Origin of the sequence: Photobacterium lutimaris (assembly GCF_003025555.1) — a bacterium.
In the GTDB taxonomy this organism is placed as follows: domain Bacteria; phylum Pseudomonadota; class Gammaproteobacteria; order Enterobacterales; family Vibrionaceae; genus Photobacterium; species Photobacterium lutimaris.
In genome coordinates, this window is record NZ_PYMH01000008.1 from 20,452 (window position 1) to 36,048 (window position 15,597).

Genomic DNA, 15,597 nt, shown 5'->3' on the forward strand with positions numbered 1-15,597 from the left:
TTGCCACAACGTGAAAACTATCACAGCACGTTTGGTTTTTTTTTGTCTCAAATCAATTCTACTAAACTAGATGACTATAGATTGAGCATTCATCCGTGCGACTGCCACTATCTCCCCCACCTCGCTTACTTTGTCTTCAGCTCGTTACGCTTGACCTCATCCCAGATAGCATCCAAATAATCCAGGGAGCAATCGTCAATTCGCTTCCCTCTTTCTAGCACAGTTTTCTCCACTTCGCGAAAACGGCGCTCGAATTTCTGGTTGGCTTTCTTCAGAGCCACTTCCGGTTTGACCTGCACATGACGGCTGAAGTTGGCGACAGCAAACAACAAATCCCCCATTTCTTCTTCGATTTTACCTTGATCGGGTGACACTTGAATGACCTCTTCCATCACCTCTTCAATCTCTTCATGCACCTTGCCGACTACCGGCCCTAGGGTGTCCCAATCAAATCCGTGCTTGGCACAGCGCTTCTGGATTTTATCGGCCCGGATAAGCGCAGGCATAGCCTGCGGGATGTTAGCCAATACACTGGCATCCTCCCCTTTGACTGAGCGCTCCTTGGCTTTCTCCGCTTCCCAGTTGGCATTGATCTCTGCCTCATTGGCAAACTCAGTATCAGCAAACACATGCGGATGACGACGGGTCAGCTTCTCGTTGATACCACGGACCACATCATCAAAATCAAATAACCCCTGCTCTTTGCCAAGCTGGCTGTAGAAAATCACTTGGAACAACAGATCACCGAGCTCCTCACGCACATCATCCCAATTCTGCTGCTCGATAGCATCAGCCACTTCGTAAGCTTCTTCCAGGGTATGCGGCACAATGGAGGAAAAGGTCTGTTTCAAGTCCCAGGGGCAACCCTGCTGTGGGTCACGCAATGTAGTCATAATCTCAACCAATTGCTCAATGGGCGCTTTGTTCTCGCTCATACTGTGATTTCCTTTCTTTGGCTAAAAAAAAGCGGGTCGCCTTCGCTTCCCGCTTCAAATAGTTATGTTCTGATTGCCATTTTAGTGCAATCGCTTGGCCTCGGCGACATCTCTCACCTGCTCGATACGCTTGAGTACCCGGCTCAAGACCTCAAGGTCGGTTAATTCGAGATCGAAATCCATGATCGACATCTGCTTCTTGTAATCGACTCGGCTCTTCATTCCGGCCACTTTGACTTTTTCGTTGGCCAAGGTGTTGGTGAGTTCCTTGAGCAGACCGTTGCGCTCAGCGGCCGTCACTCGGACCGTGATATGGTAGTTGCCCACAAAGCCACCGCCCCATACCGTGTCGATGATCCGCTCAGGTGCTACATGGCGCAGCTCCTCAAGCTGTTCACAGTCACTGCGGTGAACCGAGATCCCCCGACCCTGCGTAACGAATCCCTGGATATCATCGCCCGGGATAGGCTGACAGCAGCGAGCCAGGTGGGTCATCAGATTATCGACCCCTTCCACCACCACCGCATCACGCTGTGGTTTTTTGCTTGTGGCCGGTTTGCTGCTGGCTTCGGTCAATTTTTCCAGCAATTGCTGATCTTCTTCCTCGGCCGTCGGCTTGTTGACCAGGGAGTTAATGTGGTTGATAACCTGATTGATCCGCAAGTCACCGCTGCCGATCCCAGCAAACAACTCGTCCGCGGAATTAACATTGAAACGCTTGAGCGCGTAAGCTTCGGCATCCTTCATTTTCGCGCCAATTTTCACTAGCTCGATTTCTAGAATTTCACGGCCTGCCGCCATGTTTTTGTCCCGATCTTGCTTGCGGAACCACGCATGTACCTTGGAGCGGGCACGGCTCGACGTAACAAAGCCAAGATTAGGATTCAGCCAGTCCCGCGATGGGTTCGGCTCTTTCTGGGTAATAATTTCGACCTGCTCGCCCATTTGCAGGTGATAGGTGAAAGGCACAATACGCCCTTCAACCTTCGCGCCAATACAGCGGTGACCGACTTCGGAGTGAATATGGTAAGCAAAATCCAGCGGGGTCGCATTCAATGGCAAGTCGACCACATCCCCTTTCGGCGTAAAGGCATAAACACGGTCATCAAACACCTGACTGCGTAGCTCATCGAGCATCTCGCCCGAGTCGGACATCTCTTCCTGCCAGGCCAGCAGTTTACGCAACCAGTTAATTTTCTCGTCGTATGACGATTTAGCACCACCTGAAGAAGAGCCGCTTTCCTTGTATTTCCAGTGGGCAGCCACCCCCAGCTCCGACTCCTCGTGCATCTGCTTGGTCCGGATCTGGATCTCGATGGTTTTGCCTTCCGGCCCCAGTACGACCGTGTGGATCGACTGGTAACCGTTTGGTTTCGGGTTGGCGACATAGTCGTCAAACTCTTTCGGCAGGTGGCGGTATTTGGTGTGGACGATGCCCAGCGCGGCATAGCAATCCTGGATTTCGTCGGCGATGATCCGCACGGCACGGACATCAAACAGCTCATCGAACGCCAGGCTCTTCTTCTGCATTTTGCGCCAGATACTGTAGATATGCTTAGGCCGGCCCTGTACATCGGCCTTTATGGCTGACGCCTTCATGTCATCAGCCAGGTCCGTCACGAAGTGATCGATGTATTGCTCGCGGTCAATCCGGCGCTCAGACAATTGTTTGGCGATCTGCTTGTAGGTTTCAGGCTGGCGGTAGCGGAAGGCGTAATCCTCAATCTCCCACTTAAGCTGACCGATCCCGAGACGGTTGGCCAGCGGTGCGTAGATATTGGCGCACTCTTTAGCGGCCGCCCTGCGTACCTCATCCGGCTCGTCTTTCACTTCGCGTAAGTTACAGATCCGCTCAGAAAGCTTGATCACCACGCAACGAAAATCATCCACCATCGATAACAGCATTCTGCGGATATTATCCACCTGGGCTGACTGCTCGGCGCCTTCCTTCGTTGCATTGAGTTGGCCTATCGCCGCCATCTGGCTGACACCCTTGACCATCTGCAAAATGGTATTGTTGTAGTCTTCCTTGAGTTGCTCATGGCTATATACGCCGGCCTCAACCAACGGAAACAGCAGGGCTGCCACCAGCGTATCTCGGTCCATGCTCAGTGTTACCAGGATCTCGACCATCTCGCGGCCCCGCCATAACAATAATGACGCGCGCTCGTCCCCTGTCGTTAACTCGATACATTGCTGATAAGCCTTGCTCAGATGCTTCGCAACCTTAGCATCCTGCTGCAGACTATCCACCCAAGAAGAAAGCTCAAATGTATCATTTTCCTTTAAATGCGCACCGCGAACTGCGACCATTTTTCTATCCTGTTTACTCTAATAATGTGAGCCTATCGCTTGATAAATAATGCCATCGACTCCAAATGTCCGGTATGAGGGAACATGTCCATCATACCCAACCGTTCCAACTGATAACCTTGCTTCAGTAATTCCTGGCTGTCTCGTGCCAACGTTGCTGGATTACAAGAAACATACACCACTCGCTCCGGCCCCAGATTCACCACGTGCTGCATGACGCCTGCTGCGCCGGCCCGGGCAGGGTCGAGCAATACCTTACTGAATTTTTCTTTTGCCCACGATTTTGCCGTGACATCCTCTTCCAGGTTCGCCTGGTAAAACTCAGCATTAACCTGTTGGTTGTTTTTTGCATTCTCTGATGCACGATGCACCATCTCGTCGACACCTTCAACACCAACCAGTGCATTTGCTCGCTTTGCGAGCGGTAAACTGAAATTACCTAGTCCACAGAATAGATCAAGCACACGGTCATCAGGCCCAACAGCCAGCCAGTCGATTGCCTGTGCCACCATTTTCTGGTTTACCTCGCGGTTGACCTGAATAAAATCCTTCGGTGAGAAGGCAAGCTGCTGACCATCCAACTCATAATAAGGGACCGAATCGGAAATGCTATCCAAGGCATCAGAAGTGGGCGCTAGGTACAACATTAACTGATGTTGGTCAGCAAACTGACGGAGGGCGGTCATGTCTTTGTCAGAAAATGGCTGCAAATGGCGGATCAGCACCACCCGCCCGTTATCGGCTTCAACCAGTTCGACATGGCCAAGGTGCTTGCGCCCCTTGAGCTGAGATAGCAGGGTACGCAAAGCGGGTAAAAGTTCATTCAGTGACTGTGTCAATACCGGACAGTGCTCGACATCCACAACATCCTTGCTCTGTTTTTTGCGAAAACCAATCTTCAGCTCTCCGCCTTTAGGCATGATGCTGAGGCGGGCGCAGCGACGGTACTGCCATTCATCGCTTGTGATCGGTGCAACCTGCTCAACGGGCTCGCCAGCTGGGGCGAATTTGCCCATCAGCTCCCCCAGCGACTGCTGTTTAGCCGTTACCTGGCCTTGATGTGATAAATGCTGCAAGTTACAGCCACCGCACTGATCGTACAGCGGGCAAGCCGGAGCCACCCGTTCGCTGCTATCACTCAAGCGGCGGATCACTTTGGCGCGGGCAAATTGCTTTTTGTCATCCGTCAGCTGGATAATGGCCTTTTCTCCAGGCAATAGCCCTTCGACAAATACCGGTTTGCGGTCGAGGTGACCAATACCAGCACCCTGATGGTCGAGCCGGCTGATAGTGATTTCTTTATGCTTGGTATCGGTTAATTTTCGTTTCTGAGGCTTAAAAAAGCGTGCCATAGTAATTGGATCCACGGAGCAATTGGTCCAAACTGGTGATTTCAACAACAGTTTAGGATGAGTTGATTGTCGAATAGCCTGACTTTCATTAAGCTAGCGGCCATAGATGGGATAATTGTCCCATAGAATCGCATTCTTGTAATTAAGAGAACCATGACCAAATATGGACTTCGTGCCAGGGTATTCACCCTGACATTAGCACCGACGCTGATTATTGGCCTGCTTTTGAGCACATTTTTTACCATGAGCCGGTATCGCGATCTTGAACACCAGCTGATCTCAACCGGTGCCAGTATTATCGAGCCTCTGGCGATCTCCACCGAATATGGCATGGCCGACAAGAACCGCGAACCGGTCCGGCGGTTGATCAGCTACGCCCATCGTAAGCATTCGCAAATCGTGCGCAGCATCGCGGTCTTCAATACCGATAATGAGTTGTTTGTTACCTCGAATTTCCACCGCAACTTCGAGGCGTTGATGTACCCCCAGGGCCAACCGATCCCCATGCTGCTGGAAACCCGGCTCAATGAGAACTCGCTGATCCTAAGGGCACCAATCCTTAAAGAGGGACAATTTAGCAGCTCGTCCATCCCCGGCTATCAGGCCGAAGTCCTCGGCTACATCGCGCTCGAACTCGACCTGAGTGCGCTTCGCCTACAGCAATACCAAGAAGTATTCACCGCCTTGATGGTGCTCTTGTTTGGCCTGACGCTTTCCTCCTTGTTTGCCTATCGGTTAATGAAGGATGTGACCCGTCCTATCTCGCATATGGTCAGCGTGGTCGACCGAATCCGCCGTGGCCACCTTGATGTCCGTATCGAAGGCCAGTTGCTGGGTGAGCTGGATATCCTGAAAAACGGGATCAATGCCATGGCGATTTCACTGTCGGAATACCATATCGAAATGCAGCAGAGTATCGATCAGGCCACCTCGGATCTACGCGAAACTCTAGAGCAGTTGGAAATCCAAAACGTCGAGTTGGATATCGCTAAAAAACGGGCACAGGAAGCAGCACGGGTCAAATCCGAATTCCTCGCCAATATGTCCCACGAACTGCGTACCCCTCTTAACGGGGTGATCGGCTTTACCCGCCAAATGCTCAAAACCCGCCTGAGCACCAGCCAGCAAGATTACCTGCAGACCATCGAGAAGTCGGCCAACAACCTGCTGACCATCATCAACGATATCCTTGATTTCTCCAAGCTGGAAGCCGGTAAACTGCTGCTGGAAAATATCCCATTCGACTTCACCGAGTCGCTGGATGAAGTGATGAAGCTGCTGGCCCCGAGCGCCCATGAAAAAGGGCTTGAGCTAACCCTCAAAGTCGACCACCGTATTCCGAGCGGGATGATTGGCGATCCGCTGCGGATCCAGCAGGTACTGACCAATCTGATCGGTAACGCGGTGAAATTTACCGAGCGCGGCAATATCGATGTCTCTGTCGAGCTCAAAACCGAGCGTGATGAAAGCTTAGAGCTGCAATTTATGGTGCGTGACACCGGGATCGGTATTTCTGAACGCCAGCAGGCGCAGCTATTCCAAGCCTTCCGCCAGGCCGATGCCAGTATTTCACGCCGCTATGGCGGTACCGGACTTGGTCTGGTGATCACCCAGAAGCTGGTCAGCCAGATGGGCGGTGAAGTCAGCTTAACGTCCCGCTTGCACCAAGGCTCGACCTTCTGGTTCAGCCTGCGTCTGAACAAGACCGATCTACCGGTGTCCCAGCCAATCGACACCCATTCGCTAGTGAACAAGAAGCTGCTACTGATCGAGCCAAACATGCAGGCTGCATCGGTAATCCAGCAGCGCCTGATCCGTGCTGGTATTCATGTCACGTACCGCTCAAGCATGCCCGACGATGCCGAGCACCACGACTTTACCCTGCTCAACCTGTCACCGGGTGAACAACCACCGCTGGCAACCTTACTCGATCAGGTCTTCAAGGCCGAGCAACTCAGTGAGAAAGTGATTGTCAGCCTGCCGACCACCGAACTGGCCCTGTCCGAGCGCCTGATCAATGCAGGGGTGACCTCGTGCCTGCCTAAGCCTTTGGGACACCGTAAATTATTCGAATCCTTGGTCTGTGAGCCGGATCCGTTCAGCGAGCCAGAGCCGCAACCGATCAGCAACGAAGCACCAAGTATCCAGCCACTGACGGTTATGGCTGTCGATGATAACCCGGCTAACCTCAAATTGATCTCGGCACTACTGTGCGAGCGGGTCGAAACGGTGATCACTGCCAGCGGGGGCCGCAAAGCCGTTGAATATGCCCACCAGAAAGCCTTCGACCTGATCTTCATGGATATCCAAATGCCGGAAATGGATGGGGTCATGGCCTGTCAGGCGATCCACGAAACCAAGCTCAACCATGCCACTCCCGTGATTGCCGTTACTGCCCATGCCATGGCCGGTGAACGCGAGCGCTTGATTGAGGCGGGAATGGATGACTACCTGACCAAGCCGATTGAAGAGCGGATCCTGCAACAGATTCTTGCCAAGTGGAGTACACCGCACGACAAGCCGATTGCTGAGATCGAGATACCAAGCACTGAGCAAGCTGACGCAATGCTAGACACCGCGAACAATGACACAGAAGCGGTAATCAACTCCAATGTCAGCTGGAATTGGGAGTTGGCATTGAAGCAAGCTGCCGGCAAGGAAGAGCTGGCCAAAGATATGCTGCAAATGCTGCTCGATTTCATGCCCGAAGTGGAGATGCTGGTCAACGAAGCACTTGATGGCAAGGATATCGAGCTGTGGCCGCCTATTCACAAGCTCCACGGTAGCTGTGCCTACAGCGGCGTACCGCGCCTCAAGAGTCTGTGCCACACCATCGAGAGCGAGCTCAAGGCCGGTGCATCCATCGATGATATCGAGCCGGAACTGTTCGAGCTTGTCGACGAGATGAACAACGTGGTCAAGGCGTCGAAAGCGTATCGGCATTAAACGGGGCTATGGGCTATGGGCTATGGGCTATGGGCTATGGGCTATGGGCTATGGGCTATGGGCTATGGGCTATGGTGATATGACCCCCGTAAAGTAGATACACACTAAAAAAAATCCCCGATAAATCGGGGATTTTTATTGAAACTCATATCTTGTGGGCTGACAGTTCGCATTAACAACCTATTGCCAATAGCCTCTTGCCACGGGCCGGAGAGCTAGCTCTCCAATACCACCGTCGCGACGGCGTATTTCTTCTCGTCGGCAATGGTCAGATGAACATGGTTCACTCCCATCGCCTCGGCAAGTTCGGCCGCTTTGCCCGATAATGCCAGCAAGGGTTTACCGCGCTCATCGTTGGTGACAATGAAGTCATGGAAGGTCACTCCGCAGGCAATACCGGTCCCCAGCGCTTTTGACGCCGCTTCCTTGACCGCAAAGCGTTTAGCCAGAAAGCGCCCCTGATGCTTGAGTGCTCGGTAACACTCATATTCGCTCGGGGTCAGCAGGCGCTGGGCAAAGGCATCCCCGGTACGGGCAAAAGCTTGCTCCACCCGCTCGATATCAGCAATGTCCGTACCCAAGCCGACGATAGCCATTAGCGGCGGGCACTCAGCATTTCTTCACGCATATCGGCAACCGCTTTGTCCAAACCGTCAAAGACCGCACGGCCAATGATAGAGTGGCCAATGTTCAGCTCATACAGCTCAGGCAGGGCCGCAATCGGCTTCACGTTGTGGTAAGTCAGGCCATGTCCGGCATTGACCTTGATGCCCTGATCGTCAGCATAGCTTGCCGCTGCGGCGATTTTCTTCAGCTCCGCCTGCTGCTCTTCTTCAGTCTCGGCATCGGCGTAGTGACCGGTGTGAAGCTCGATGTAAGGCGCGCCACAGGCAACAGCCGCATCGATCTGAGTGCGATCAGCATCAATAAACAGTGAAACCTTGATCCCAGCTTCAGTCAGAGTGGCGGTAGCGGCTTTGATTTTCTCCAGCTGGCCAGCCACATCCAAACCACCTTCCGTCGTGAGTTCTTCACGTTTCTCCGGTACCAGACAAACAAACTCAGGCTGGGTGTCCAGCGCGATCTGGACCATCTCATCGGTCACCGCCATTTCCAGGTTCATACGGGTCTGGATAGTTTCGCGTAGGATACGTACATCACGGTCGGTAATGTGACGACGGTCCTCACGCAGGTGGATGGTAATACCGTCTGCTCCGGCACGCTCTGCCACCTCGGCCGCATGCACTGGATCCGGGTAACGGGTGCCGCGGGCATTACGCAAAGTTGCAATGTGGTCAATATTCACGCCGAGTAAGATGTTGTTCATTTTCCGGTACTCCTTCCTCTAGGGATAAACAATTCCCTGCTTTTTAATGGTTTGCCGCCAAGATAAGGCTTTAGGGCGATGCGTGTAAAGCGCTTTGCCGCCCGGAGCTGGTCTGGGGTTTCGAAACGGCGGGCCGCAACGGCTTTGAGCTGCTCACCGGTAAAGGTCAATTGCCCCATTTTCAGCGAGGCGATAAAGCCCAGCTGCTCCCGGTAGTTGTAGGTCATCGAATCATCCACCGGCAAGCCGCTGCCCGCGCAGTGGAGAAAGTCGATGCCGTAGCCCAAATGTTGCAGTAACGCGAGCTCGAAACGCCGTAATGCTGGCTCTGGATTCTCCGCCTGTGCCAGTTCACGCAGCACATTCAGGTAATCCAGAAACAACACAGGGTAAGGGGTATTCGTCTCCAGTACTCGAGCCAATAACTCATTGACGTACATGGCTGAATACAAGATGTAACTGCGCATCGGCAGGCCGATACTGATTGGCTCGGCATGAGTTAATACGGGCATACTGCCCTTGCCGGACCACTTCATGAAGAGTGGAGTGAAGGGCTGGAGTGCCCCTTTGAGGTTAGAGCGCTTGCGGCGCGCTCCTTTTGACAGGAGAGTAAGACGGCCTGAATCCTCGCTGAAGACATCGAGGATCAGGCTCGTCTCGCTATAAGGACGAGAATGAAGGACAAAACAACGCTGAAGCCCTTCCATTCGCTACCTTATAGATCGTCAATATAGCCTAGGCTACGCAGGGCACGTTCATCATCTGCCCAACCGGATTTCACTTTTACCCATAGCTCAAGGTACACCTTGCGCTCGAACAGATCTTCCATATCAATACGGGCTTCACGGCCGATGACTTTCATCTTCTCACCATTTTTACCGATCACCATTTTCTTCTGGCCTTTACGTTCAACCAGAATCAAACCATTGATATCAAAACCGTTAGTACGTGGGTTGAAATCGAAACGTTCAATTTCTACCGTTACCGAGTACGGCAGTTCATCACCCAAGAAACGCATCAGTTTCTCACGGATAATTTCTGAAGCCATAAAGCGCTGAGAACGGTCAGTGACGTACTCTTCCGGGAAGTAATATTCGCCTTCAGGTAAGTGCTCACGTACGATCTTCTCAACGGCATCTACGTTAGTACCGCTTTTCGCTGAAATAGGCACAACATCAACAAAGTCCATTTTCTTAGACAATGCATCTAGATGCGGGAATAAGTCGCCTTTTTCTTTAACATTATCAACTTTGTTGATCAACAGTACTGTTGGTAACTCACTCTTTTTAAGCTTGTTCAGTACCATCTCATCATCGTCAGTCCACATGGTACCGTCGACCAAGAACAGTACCAACTCGACATCAGTCAGCGAGCTGCTGGCCGCACGGTTCATCAAACGGTTGATAGTCCGCTTCTCTTCAATGTGCAGACCTGGGGTATCAACATAAACCGCCTGGTAGCCATCGCGGGTATCAACACCCATGATACGGTGGCGCGTAGTCTGAGGTTTACGCGAAGTAATAGAGAGCTTCTGTCCGACAAGACGGTTCAGGAGCGTCGATTTGCCTACATTCGGGCGACCGACGATGGCAATAAAGCCACAGTGTTGCTTATCTGTCATGATTCCAACTGCTTAAGCGCAATTTCTGCCGCTGCCTGCTCTGCCTTGCGCCGACTGCCGCCTTTACCGATAACAGGCTTCTCCAAGCCTGCCACTTCACACTGCACCGTAAACTCTTGGTTATGTGCCTCACCATGTACCTTAGTTACCGTATAGGCAGGTAATGGCTGGCGACGTCCCTGCAGGCATTCCTGCAGGCGCGTTTTCGGATCTTTCTGGTTGATGCCCGGCTTGATCGTTTCAAGGCGGGACTGATACCAGCTCAACACGATACCGCGCACTTTCTCAATATCGCTATCGAGGTAGATAGCGCCTATGATTGCCTCGACACAGTCAGCCAGAATCGAATCACGGCGGAAACCACCGCTCTTCAACTCGCCAGGGCCAAGCAACAAGTGATCGCCAAGATCAAACTCGCGGCCTAACTCAGCCAGTGTCTTGCCGCGTACCAGCGTGGCACGCATGCGGCTCATGTCGCCTTCATCCACTTCAGGGAAGCGGTGGTAGAGATCATCAGCGATCACGAAGCTGAGGATCGAATCGCCCAAAAATTCCAGACGCTCGTTGTGTGTCCCATTGGCACTGCGGTGTGTCAGTGCCAGGGTCATCAAATCAAGATTGTTAAATTGGTAGCCCAGCTTGCGCTGGAGCCTGTTTGCAGGAGTGGTCATTTTTTCCCGATCAGTTTATGCCACCGATGCGGCTAAAGCGCACACCGGTAGGAATCCAAGATGGAAGTGCACTGTCAGCACCTCGTTCAAACTCAAAGCTGATCCAGATCCCGACCGCCTTGCCCACTAGATTAGCTTCAGGTACGAAGCCCCAGTAACGGCTATCTGCACTGTTGTCGCGGTTGTCGCCCATCACGAAATACTGGCCTTCAGGCACAACCCACTCGCTGCTCCCCGGGCGTGGCTGGTAGGCCAACGTACGGTCACGTTTCAGTGGGTGTACCAGGATCTGGTGTTCATGCTCGCCCAACTGTTCGTTGAACTGCACCAGACGGGTCATACCCTGGCTAAATTCGCTATCGGTCATCTCTGTCAACGGTACAGGCTTGCACTCGCTTGATCCTTTCGTCGCCACACAAATTTGTTTGTGGGCACTGTAACGAACGGTATCGCCCGGTAAGCCAACGACACGCTTGATGTAATCGATGTTCGGCTGAGGCGGGTATTTGAATACCACAATGTCACCACGCTCTGGCTCACCGGTTTCAACCATCTGATGACGGAAAACCGGGTCTTTCAGACCGTAGGAAAACTTCTCAACCAGAATGAAATCACCGACTAGCAAGGTCGGCATCATCGAACCGGATGGGATCTGGAACGGCTCATAAATAAATGAGCGAAATACCATAATGAGCGCGATCACCGGAAACATCGAACTGGCAGATTCTACCCAGCTCGGTTGCGGTGCCACGGTCTGTAGAGTTTTAGCATCCACCTGTTCGCCGGCATTGGCTGCCGCCGCTTCAATTTTTAATTGGCGCTTCGGCGCCCAGATAAATTTATCCAGAGCCCAAATGATCCCGGTTACCAATGTTGCCAGTACCAGGATAAGCGAAAAAGTATTTGCCATTATCTTCCCTACTTATATCAATTACCAAGTCAGCGTAACGGCTACTGCCGATTACAGCCCACTCGATATAACAATGCAGCAAGACGAGCCTGCTGCATTGCTTCTGTTATCAATGTCTTTGCTTATGGTAGCAAGGGGGACATAAAATCGTCCACTGATAACAATAAGTTATAGTTATTTGTCTTTGCCTACGTGCAAAATAGCAAGGAACGCTTCCTGTGGCAGTTCGACATTACCGATCTGCTTCATTCGCTTCTTACCTTCTTTCTGCTTCTGCAGGAGCTTTTTCTTACGGCTAATATCACCGCCGTAACACTTCGCGATTACGTTTTTGCGTAGCTGCTTAACGGTTGCACGAGCGATGATCATACCGCCAATTGCAGCCTGGATAGCAATATCGAACATCTGGCGAGGAATGAATTCCTTCATTTTATCAACCAAATCACGACCACGACCATTGGCATTGTCTTTGTGGGTAATAATCGCCAGCGCATCAACACGCTCACCATTGATCATCACATCAACACGAACCATGTTAGATGGCTCATAGCGTTGGAAGTTGTAATCCAGCGATGCATAACCGCGAGACGTCGACTTCAAGCGGTCGAAGAAGTCCAATACCACTTCAGACATCGGAATATCGTATGTCAGGGCAACTTGGTTACCGTGGTAAACCATGTCAACCTGCATACCACGCTTCTCAACACACAAGGTGATCACGTTGCCGAGGTATTCACTTGGTACCAAGATATTACAGCGTGCAATAGGCTCGCCGATCACTTCGATATCGTTAACTGCTGGTAATTTCGATGGGCTATCAACATAGATCATCGAACCATCAGATTTCTCGACCTCGTAAACTACCGTCGGTGCCGTGGTGATCAGCGCAAGGTTATATTCTCGCTCCAAACGCTCCTGGATAATTTCCATATGCAGCATACCAAGGAAGCCACAACGGAAACCAAAACCTAGAGCTGCTGAGCTTTCTGGTTCGTAGAACAAAGAGGCATCGTTAAGGCTAAGCTTACCTAGCGCATCTCGGAAGTTCTCGTAGTCATCAGAAGAGACCGGGAACAAACCAGCATATACCTGCGGCTTCACCTTTTGGAAACCAGGAAGCGCTTTTTCGCAGCCATTCTTCGCCAAGGTCAAGGTATCACCCACAGGCGCACCCAGGATATCTTTGATACCACAAACAACCCAGCCTACTTCGCCCGTATTCAACTCTGTGGTATCGACTTGTTTTGGTGTGAAGATACCGAGACGGTCAACACCCCAAACCTGGTCGGTACTCATTACCTTGATTTTGTCGTTCTTCTTCAGTTTACCGTTTTTAATACGGACCAAAGAAACAACACCCAGGTAGTTATCGAACCATGAATCGATGATCAAAGCCTGAAGCGGCGCGTCAGGATCGCCTTCTGGCGCTGGAATAGCAGATACAATATTTTCTAGAACATCGTCAACACCCAGACCCGTCTTCGCTGAACAACGCGTCGCTTCTAGGGCATCGATACCAACAATGTCTTCAATTTCTTCTGCTACGCGCTCAGGATCGGCCGCTGGCAAGTCAATCTTGTTCAAGATTGGCACGACTTCCAGATCCATTTCCATTGCTGTGTAACAGTTTGCCAGTGTTTGAGCCTCAACCCCCTGGCCGGCATCGACAACCAATAGCGCACCTTCACAGGCCGCCAGAGAACGCGATACTTCATATGAAAAGTCCACGTGTCCCGGGGTATCGATAAAGTTTAACTGGTAGGTTTCACCATCTTTAGCCGTATAGTCGAGCGTCACGCTCTGGGCTTTGATAGTGATACCGCGTTCGCGTTCAAGATCCATGGAATCCAGAACCTGCGCAGCCATTTCACGATCGGAAAGGCCGCCACAGACTTGGATTAGACGGTCGGATAAGGTCGACTTACCATGGTCGATATGTGCAATAATCGAAAAGTTACGAATGTGCTTCATGAATTGGCGTGACTAACTCGTGATTAAAAATGAATGGGATCTACAGATCAAGTTGACGGATTCTACCGAATTTCGCCGCTAGCCGCTATCTTTCGATGCGCCATTTATTGCTAACGCTGCCGAAACCGGATTACCGAGCACCCGGATCAGGTGAGGTTTATAGGCTGAGGTCCCTTCTACCCGCATCGCCAATCGGCGTGCCAAACCCAATCCAAGCGCCGCACTTACCAGTGCCGTCAAGATCACTCCCAGCTCTCCGCCACCTGCCAATGTCACAAACCACCACTGACCAAGCGCCGCTCCTAGCACTAAGCATAGCAAAGGCAGCACATAAACTAAGGTTGCCGAATGAAGCATGCTGCGTTCGGACAAGCCAATCTCGACCACATCACCGACCTTAACCGGTTTATCGGTTGCAATTTTGAGCTGGTGCTGACGCCCCGGCAGCGCTTTGCTGACGATACCAGTGCCGCAACTATCGCGCGAGGCACAGCTGCCGCAACTGGTTTGTTGCTGGCAGCTAACAGTGATCTCACCGGGTTCGGCGGCGATCACTTCAGCCAGTGAGCGCATCATGGGGTATGGCTCCCGGCCACATTAAACACCACAGATTCCGCTACCCGCCGCGCGGTGGCAGGCGGAATATCACCAACCACGGTCACTTCTTTGTCATTGAGCAGGTAGCTATGCAATGTCCGCCGGCCTTGGCGCACCAATTGCTCCCTAACGGTAAAGTTGTCGGCTGATGAAATGTAAATCGAGAAACTGAACAAGCCATCACTGAACATTTTGCTCTCAACCGGGCGCTCGGTCATCATTAACCGGTGGCGGTTGCGCGAGATAGATTCAAACCCTTGAGGCAACCAGTTAACCTGCCAATCGAGTTCAGCCTGAGGCTGAGGCGGCAATTGCACCACAGCCGGCAGCTCGATGGTCTTCAGGCTTTTCAGGACATCAGCCACTTTCGGGTTGATGACATAAGATACCGCACGGTACTGCTCCAGCGGCTCACCGTCACGGTCGAGCAAGTCGGCCCGCATCACCAGCTTGCTGAGGGTATCAATCCATAGCAGATAGGAGTAGCGAGCACCGTCTTTAGGGGCAATCCGCACGACATCACACGGCACCCCCGCTTCTCGGGCACGCCCCATCGAGATAAAGTCGTAGTAGCCGGCCAATTCATTGATGTCGGTTTTCATGATTGGCGGCAGTGGTGCCACCATTTTGTTGCTGTCGATGGTAAACGGATCCAACCCCGGTTCGAAATAACTGACCTCCTGCCCACGCTGGATAACCTCACGGGGTGGACCGCTGAGATAAACCAGATGCGCAAAGGTCTCGCCATCTTCCAACGCATGACGATAACGCAGGGGCTCGATACTGTTTTTCTTGATTAAGATATATGACAACTCATAACTGAGTTTTCGGCTCGCCTCATCCATTTGATGCAACAAAGCCTCGGCAGAAGAAACCGGTTCTTCAGCAGAGGCTTGGCACGGCATCGCGAGGCTGACCAGTGTCAATACACCGACCAGAAGTCTCTTCATTTAT

General features: G+C 52.0%; 13 protein-coding genes. 1 reads left to right on the forward strand and 12 read right to left on the reverse strand.

Features of this window, described 5'->3' with window-relative positions; all coding sequences use genetic code 11:
* Positions 1-125 precede the first annotated feature (125 nt).
* The 3 genes from mazG to rlmD all read right to left on the reverse strand — a co-directional run bounded on the left by mazG (position 126) and on the right by rlmD (position 4,600).
* On the reverse strand, positions 126-935 hold the full coding sequence (gene mazG / locus C9I99_RS16205; RefSeq protein ID WP_107349916.1) for a nucleoside triphosphate pyrophosphohydrolase: 810 nt from the start codon (positions 933-935) through the stop codon (positions 126-128).
* Between the two features lie 81 nt (positions 936-1,016).
* Positions 1,017-3,248, reverse strand: a complete 2,232-nt coding sequence (gene relA, locus C9I99_RS16210) for a GTP diphosphokinase (protein ID WP_107349917.1) — start codon at positions 3,246-3,248, stop codon at positions 1,017-1,019.
* A gap of 32 nt (positions 3,249-3,280) precedes the next feature.
* The gene (rlmD, locus tag C9I99_RS16215) at positions 3,281-4,600 is read right to left on the reverse strand and encodes a 23S rRNA (uracil(1939)-C(5))-methyltransferase RlmD (protein WP_107349918.1); all 1,320 of its coding nucleotides are present in this window, start codon (positions 4,598-4,600) and stop codon (positions 3,281-3,283) included.
* A gap of 153 nt (positions 4,601-4,753) precedes the next feature.
* Here rlmD and barA point away from each other — a divergent pair, with 153 nt between their 5' ends.
* Complete coding sequence (barA, locus tag C9I99_RS16220) at positions 4,754-7,546, forward strand: two-component sensor histidine kinase BarA (protein WP_107349919.1); 2,793 nt, start codon at positions 4,754-4,756, stop codon at positions 7,544-7,546.
* Positions 7,547-7,761: 215 nt separating this feature from the next.
* Here the strand turns inward: barA and acpS are convergent, their stop codons facing one another.
* The 9 genes from acpS to rseB all read right to left on the reverse strand — a co-directional run bounded on the left by acpS (position 7,762) and on the right by rseB (position 15,593).
* Entirely contained in the window at positions 7,762-8,142 is a 381-nt protein-coding gene (acpS, locus tag C9I99_RS16225; RefSeq protein WP_107349920.1) for a holo-ACP synthase, read from the reverse strand.
* The gene (pdxJ, locus tag C9I99_RS16230) at positions 8,142-8,873 is read right to left on the reverse strand and encodes a pyridoxine 5'-phosphate synthase (RefSeq protein WP_107349921.1); all 732 of its coding nucleotides are present in this window, start codon (positions 8,871-8,873) and stop codon (positions 8,142-8,144) included. The genes acpS and pdxJ overlap by 1 nt, the downstream gene beginning before the upstream one ends.
* Entirely contained in the window at positions 8,870-9,580 is a 711-nt protein-coding gene (recO, locus tag C9I99_RS16235) for a DNA repair protein RecO (protein WP_107349922.1), read from the reverse strand. The genes pdxJ and recO overlap by 4 nt, the downstream gene beginning before the upstream one ends.
* A gap of 8 nt (positions 9,581-9,588) precedes the next feature.
* On the reverse strand, positions 9,589-10,494 hold the full coding sequence (era, locus tag C9I99_RS16240) for a GTPase Era (RefSeq protein ID WP_107349923.1): 906 nt from the start codon (positions 10,492-10,494) through the stop codon (positions 9,589-9,591).
* Positions 10,491-11,165: a ribonuclease III gene (gene rnc, locus C9I99_RS16245; protein WP_107349924.1), complete on the reverse strand. Its 675-nt coding sequence runs from the start codon at positions 11,163-11,165 to the stop codon at positions 10,491-10,493. Before rnc ends, era begins: the two co-directional genes overlap by 4 nt.
* Positions 11,166-11,175: 10 nt before the next feature.
* Entirely contained in the window at positions 11,176-12,075 is a 900-nt protein-coding gene (gene lepB / locus C9I99_RS16250; protein WP_107349925.1) for a signal peptidase I, read from the reverse strand.
* 174 nt (positions 12,076-12,249) lie between these two features.
* Positions 12,250-14,046 (reverse strand): translation elongation factor 4, encoded by a 1,797-nt coding sequence (lepA, locus tag C9I99_RS16255; RefSeq protein ID WP_107349926.1) that lies wholly within the window; start codon positions 14,044-14,046, stop codon positions 12,250-12,252.
* Between the two features lie 78 nt (positions 14,047-14,124).
* Positions 14,125-14,622 carry a SoxR reducing system RseC family protein gene (locus C9I99_RS16260; protein ID WP_107349927.1) on the reverse strand — a complete coding sequence of 166 codons (498 nt, stop codon included), beginning with the start codon at positions 14,620-14,622 and terminating at the stop codon, positions 14,125-14,127.
* Entirely contained in the window at positions 14,619-15,593 is a 975-nt protein-coding gene (gene rseB / locus C9I99_RS16265; protein ID WP_107349928.1) for a sigma-E factor regulatory protein RseB, read from the reverse strand. The genes C9I99_RS16260 and rseB overlap by 4 nt, the downstream gene beginning before the upstream one ends.
* Positions 15,594-15,597: the final 4 nt, after the last annotated feature.

What these genes read in the sequence shown, in the direction of transcription:
- relA (WP_107349917.1), bottom strand. Translation starts at nt 3,248, where the DNA reads ATGGTCGCAGTTCGCGGTGCGCATTTAAAGGAAAATGATACATTTGAG.
- era (WP_107349923.1), bottom strand. Translation starts at nt 10,494, where the DNA reads ATGACAGATAAGCAACACTGTGGCTTTATTGCCATCGTCGGTCGCCCG.
- lepA (WP_107349926.1), bottom strand. Translation starts at nt 14,046, where the DNA reads ATGAAGCACATTCGTAACTTTTCGATTATTGCACATATCGACCATGGT.
- rseB (WP_107349928.1), bottom strand. Translation starts at nt 15,593, where the DNA reads ATGAAGAGACTTCTGGTCGGTGTATTGACACTGGTCAGCCTCGCGATG.
- mazG (WP_107349916.1), bottom strand. Translation starts at nt 935, where the DNA reads ATGAGCGAGAACAAAGCGCCCATTGAGCAATTGGTTGAGATTATGACT.
- acpS (WP_107349920.1), bottom strand. Translation starts at nt 8,142, where the DNA reads ATGGCTATCGTCGGCTTGGGTACGGACATTGCTGATATCGAGCGGGTG.
- recO (WP_107349922.1), bottom strand. Translation starts at nt 9,580, where the DNA reads ATGGAAGGGCTTCAGCGTTGTTTTGTCCTTCATTCTCGTCCTTATAGC.
- rlmD (WP_107349918.1), bottom strand. Translation starts at nt 4,600, where the DNA reads ATGGCACGCTTTTTTAAGCCTCAGAAACGAAAATTAACCGATACCAAG.
- lepB (WP_107349925.1), bottom strand. Translation starts at nt 12,075, where the DNA reads ATGGCAAATACTTTTTCGCTTATCCTGGTACTGGCAACATTGGTAACC.
- C9I99_RS16260 (WP_107349927.1), bottom strand. Translation starts at nt 14,622, where the DNA reads ATGATGCGCTCACTGGCTGAAGTGATCGCCGCCGAACCCGGTGAGATC.
- pdxJ (WP_107349921.1), bottom strand. Translation starts at nt 8,873, where the DNA reads ATGAACAACATCTTACTCGGCGTGAATATTGACCACATTGCAACTTTG.
- rnc (WP_107349924.1), bottom strand. Translation starts at nt 11,165, where the DNA reads ATGACCACTCCTGCAAACAGGCTCCAGCGCAAGCTGGGCTACCAATTT.
- barA (WP_107349919.1), top strand. Translation starts at nt 4,754, where the DNA reads ATGACCAAATATGGACTTCGTGCCAGGGTATTCACCCTGACATTAGCA.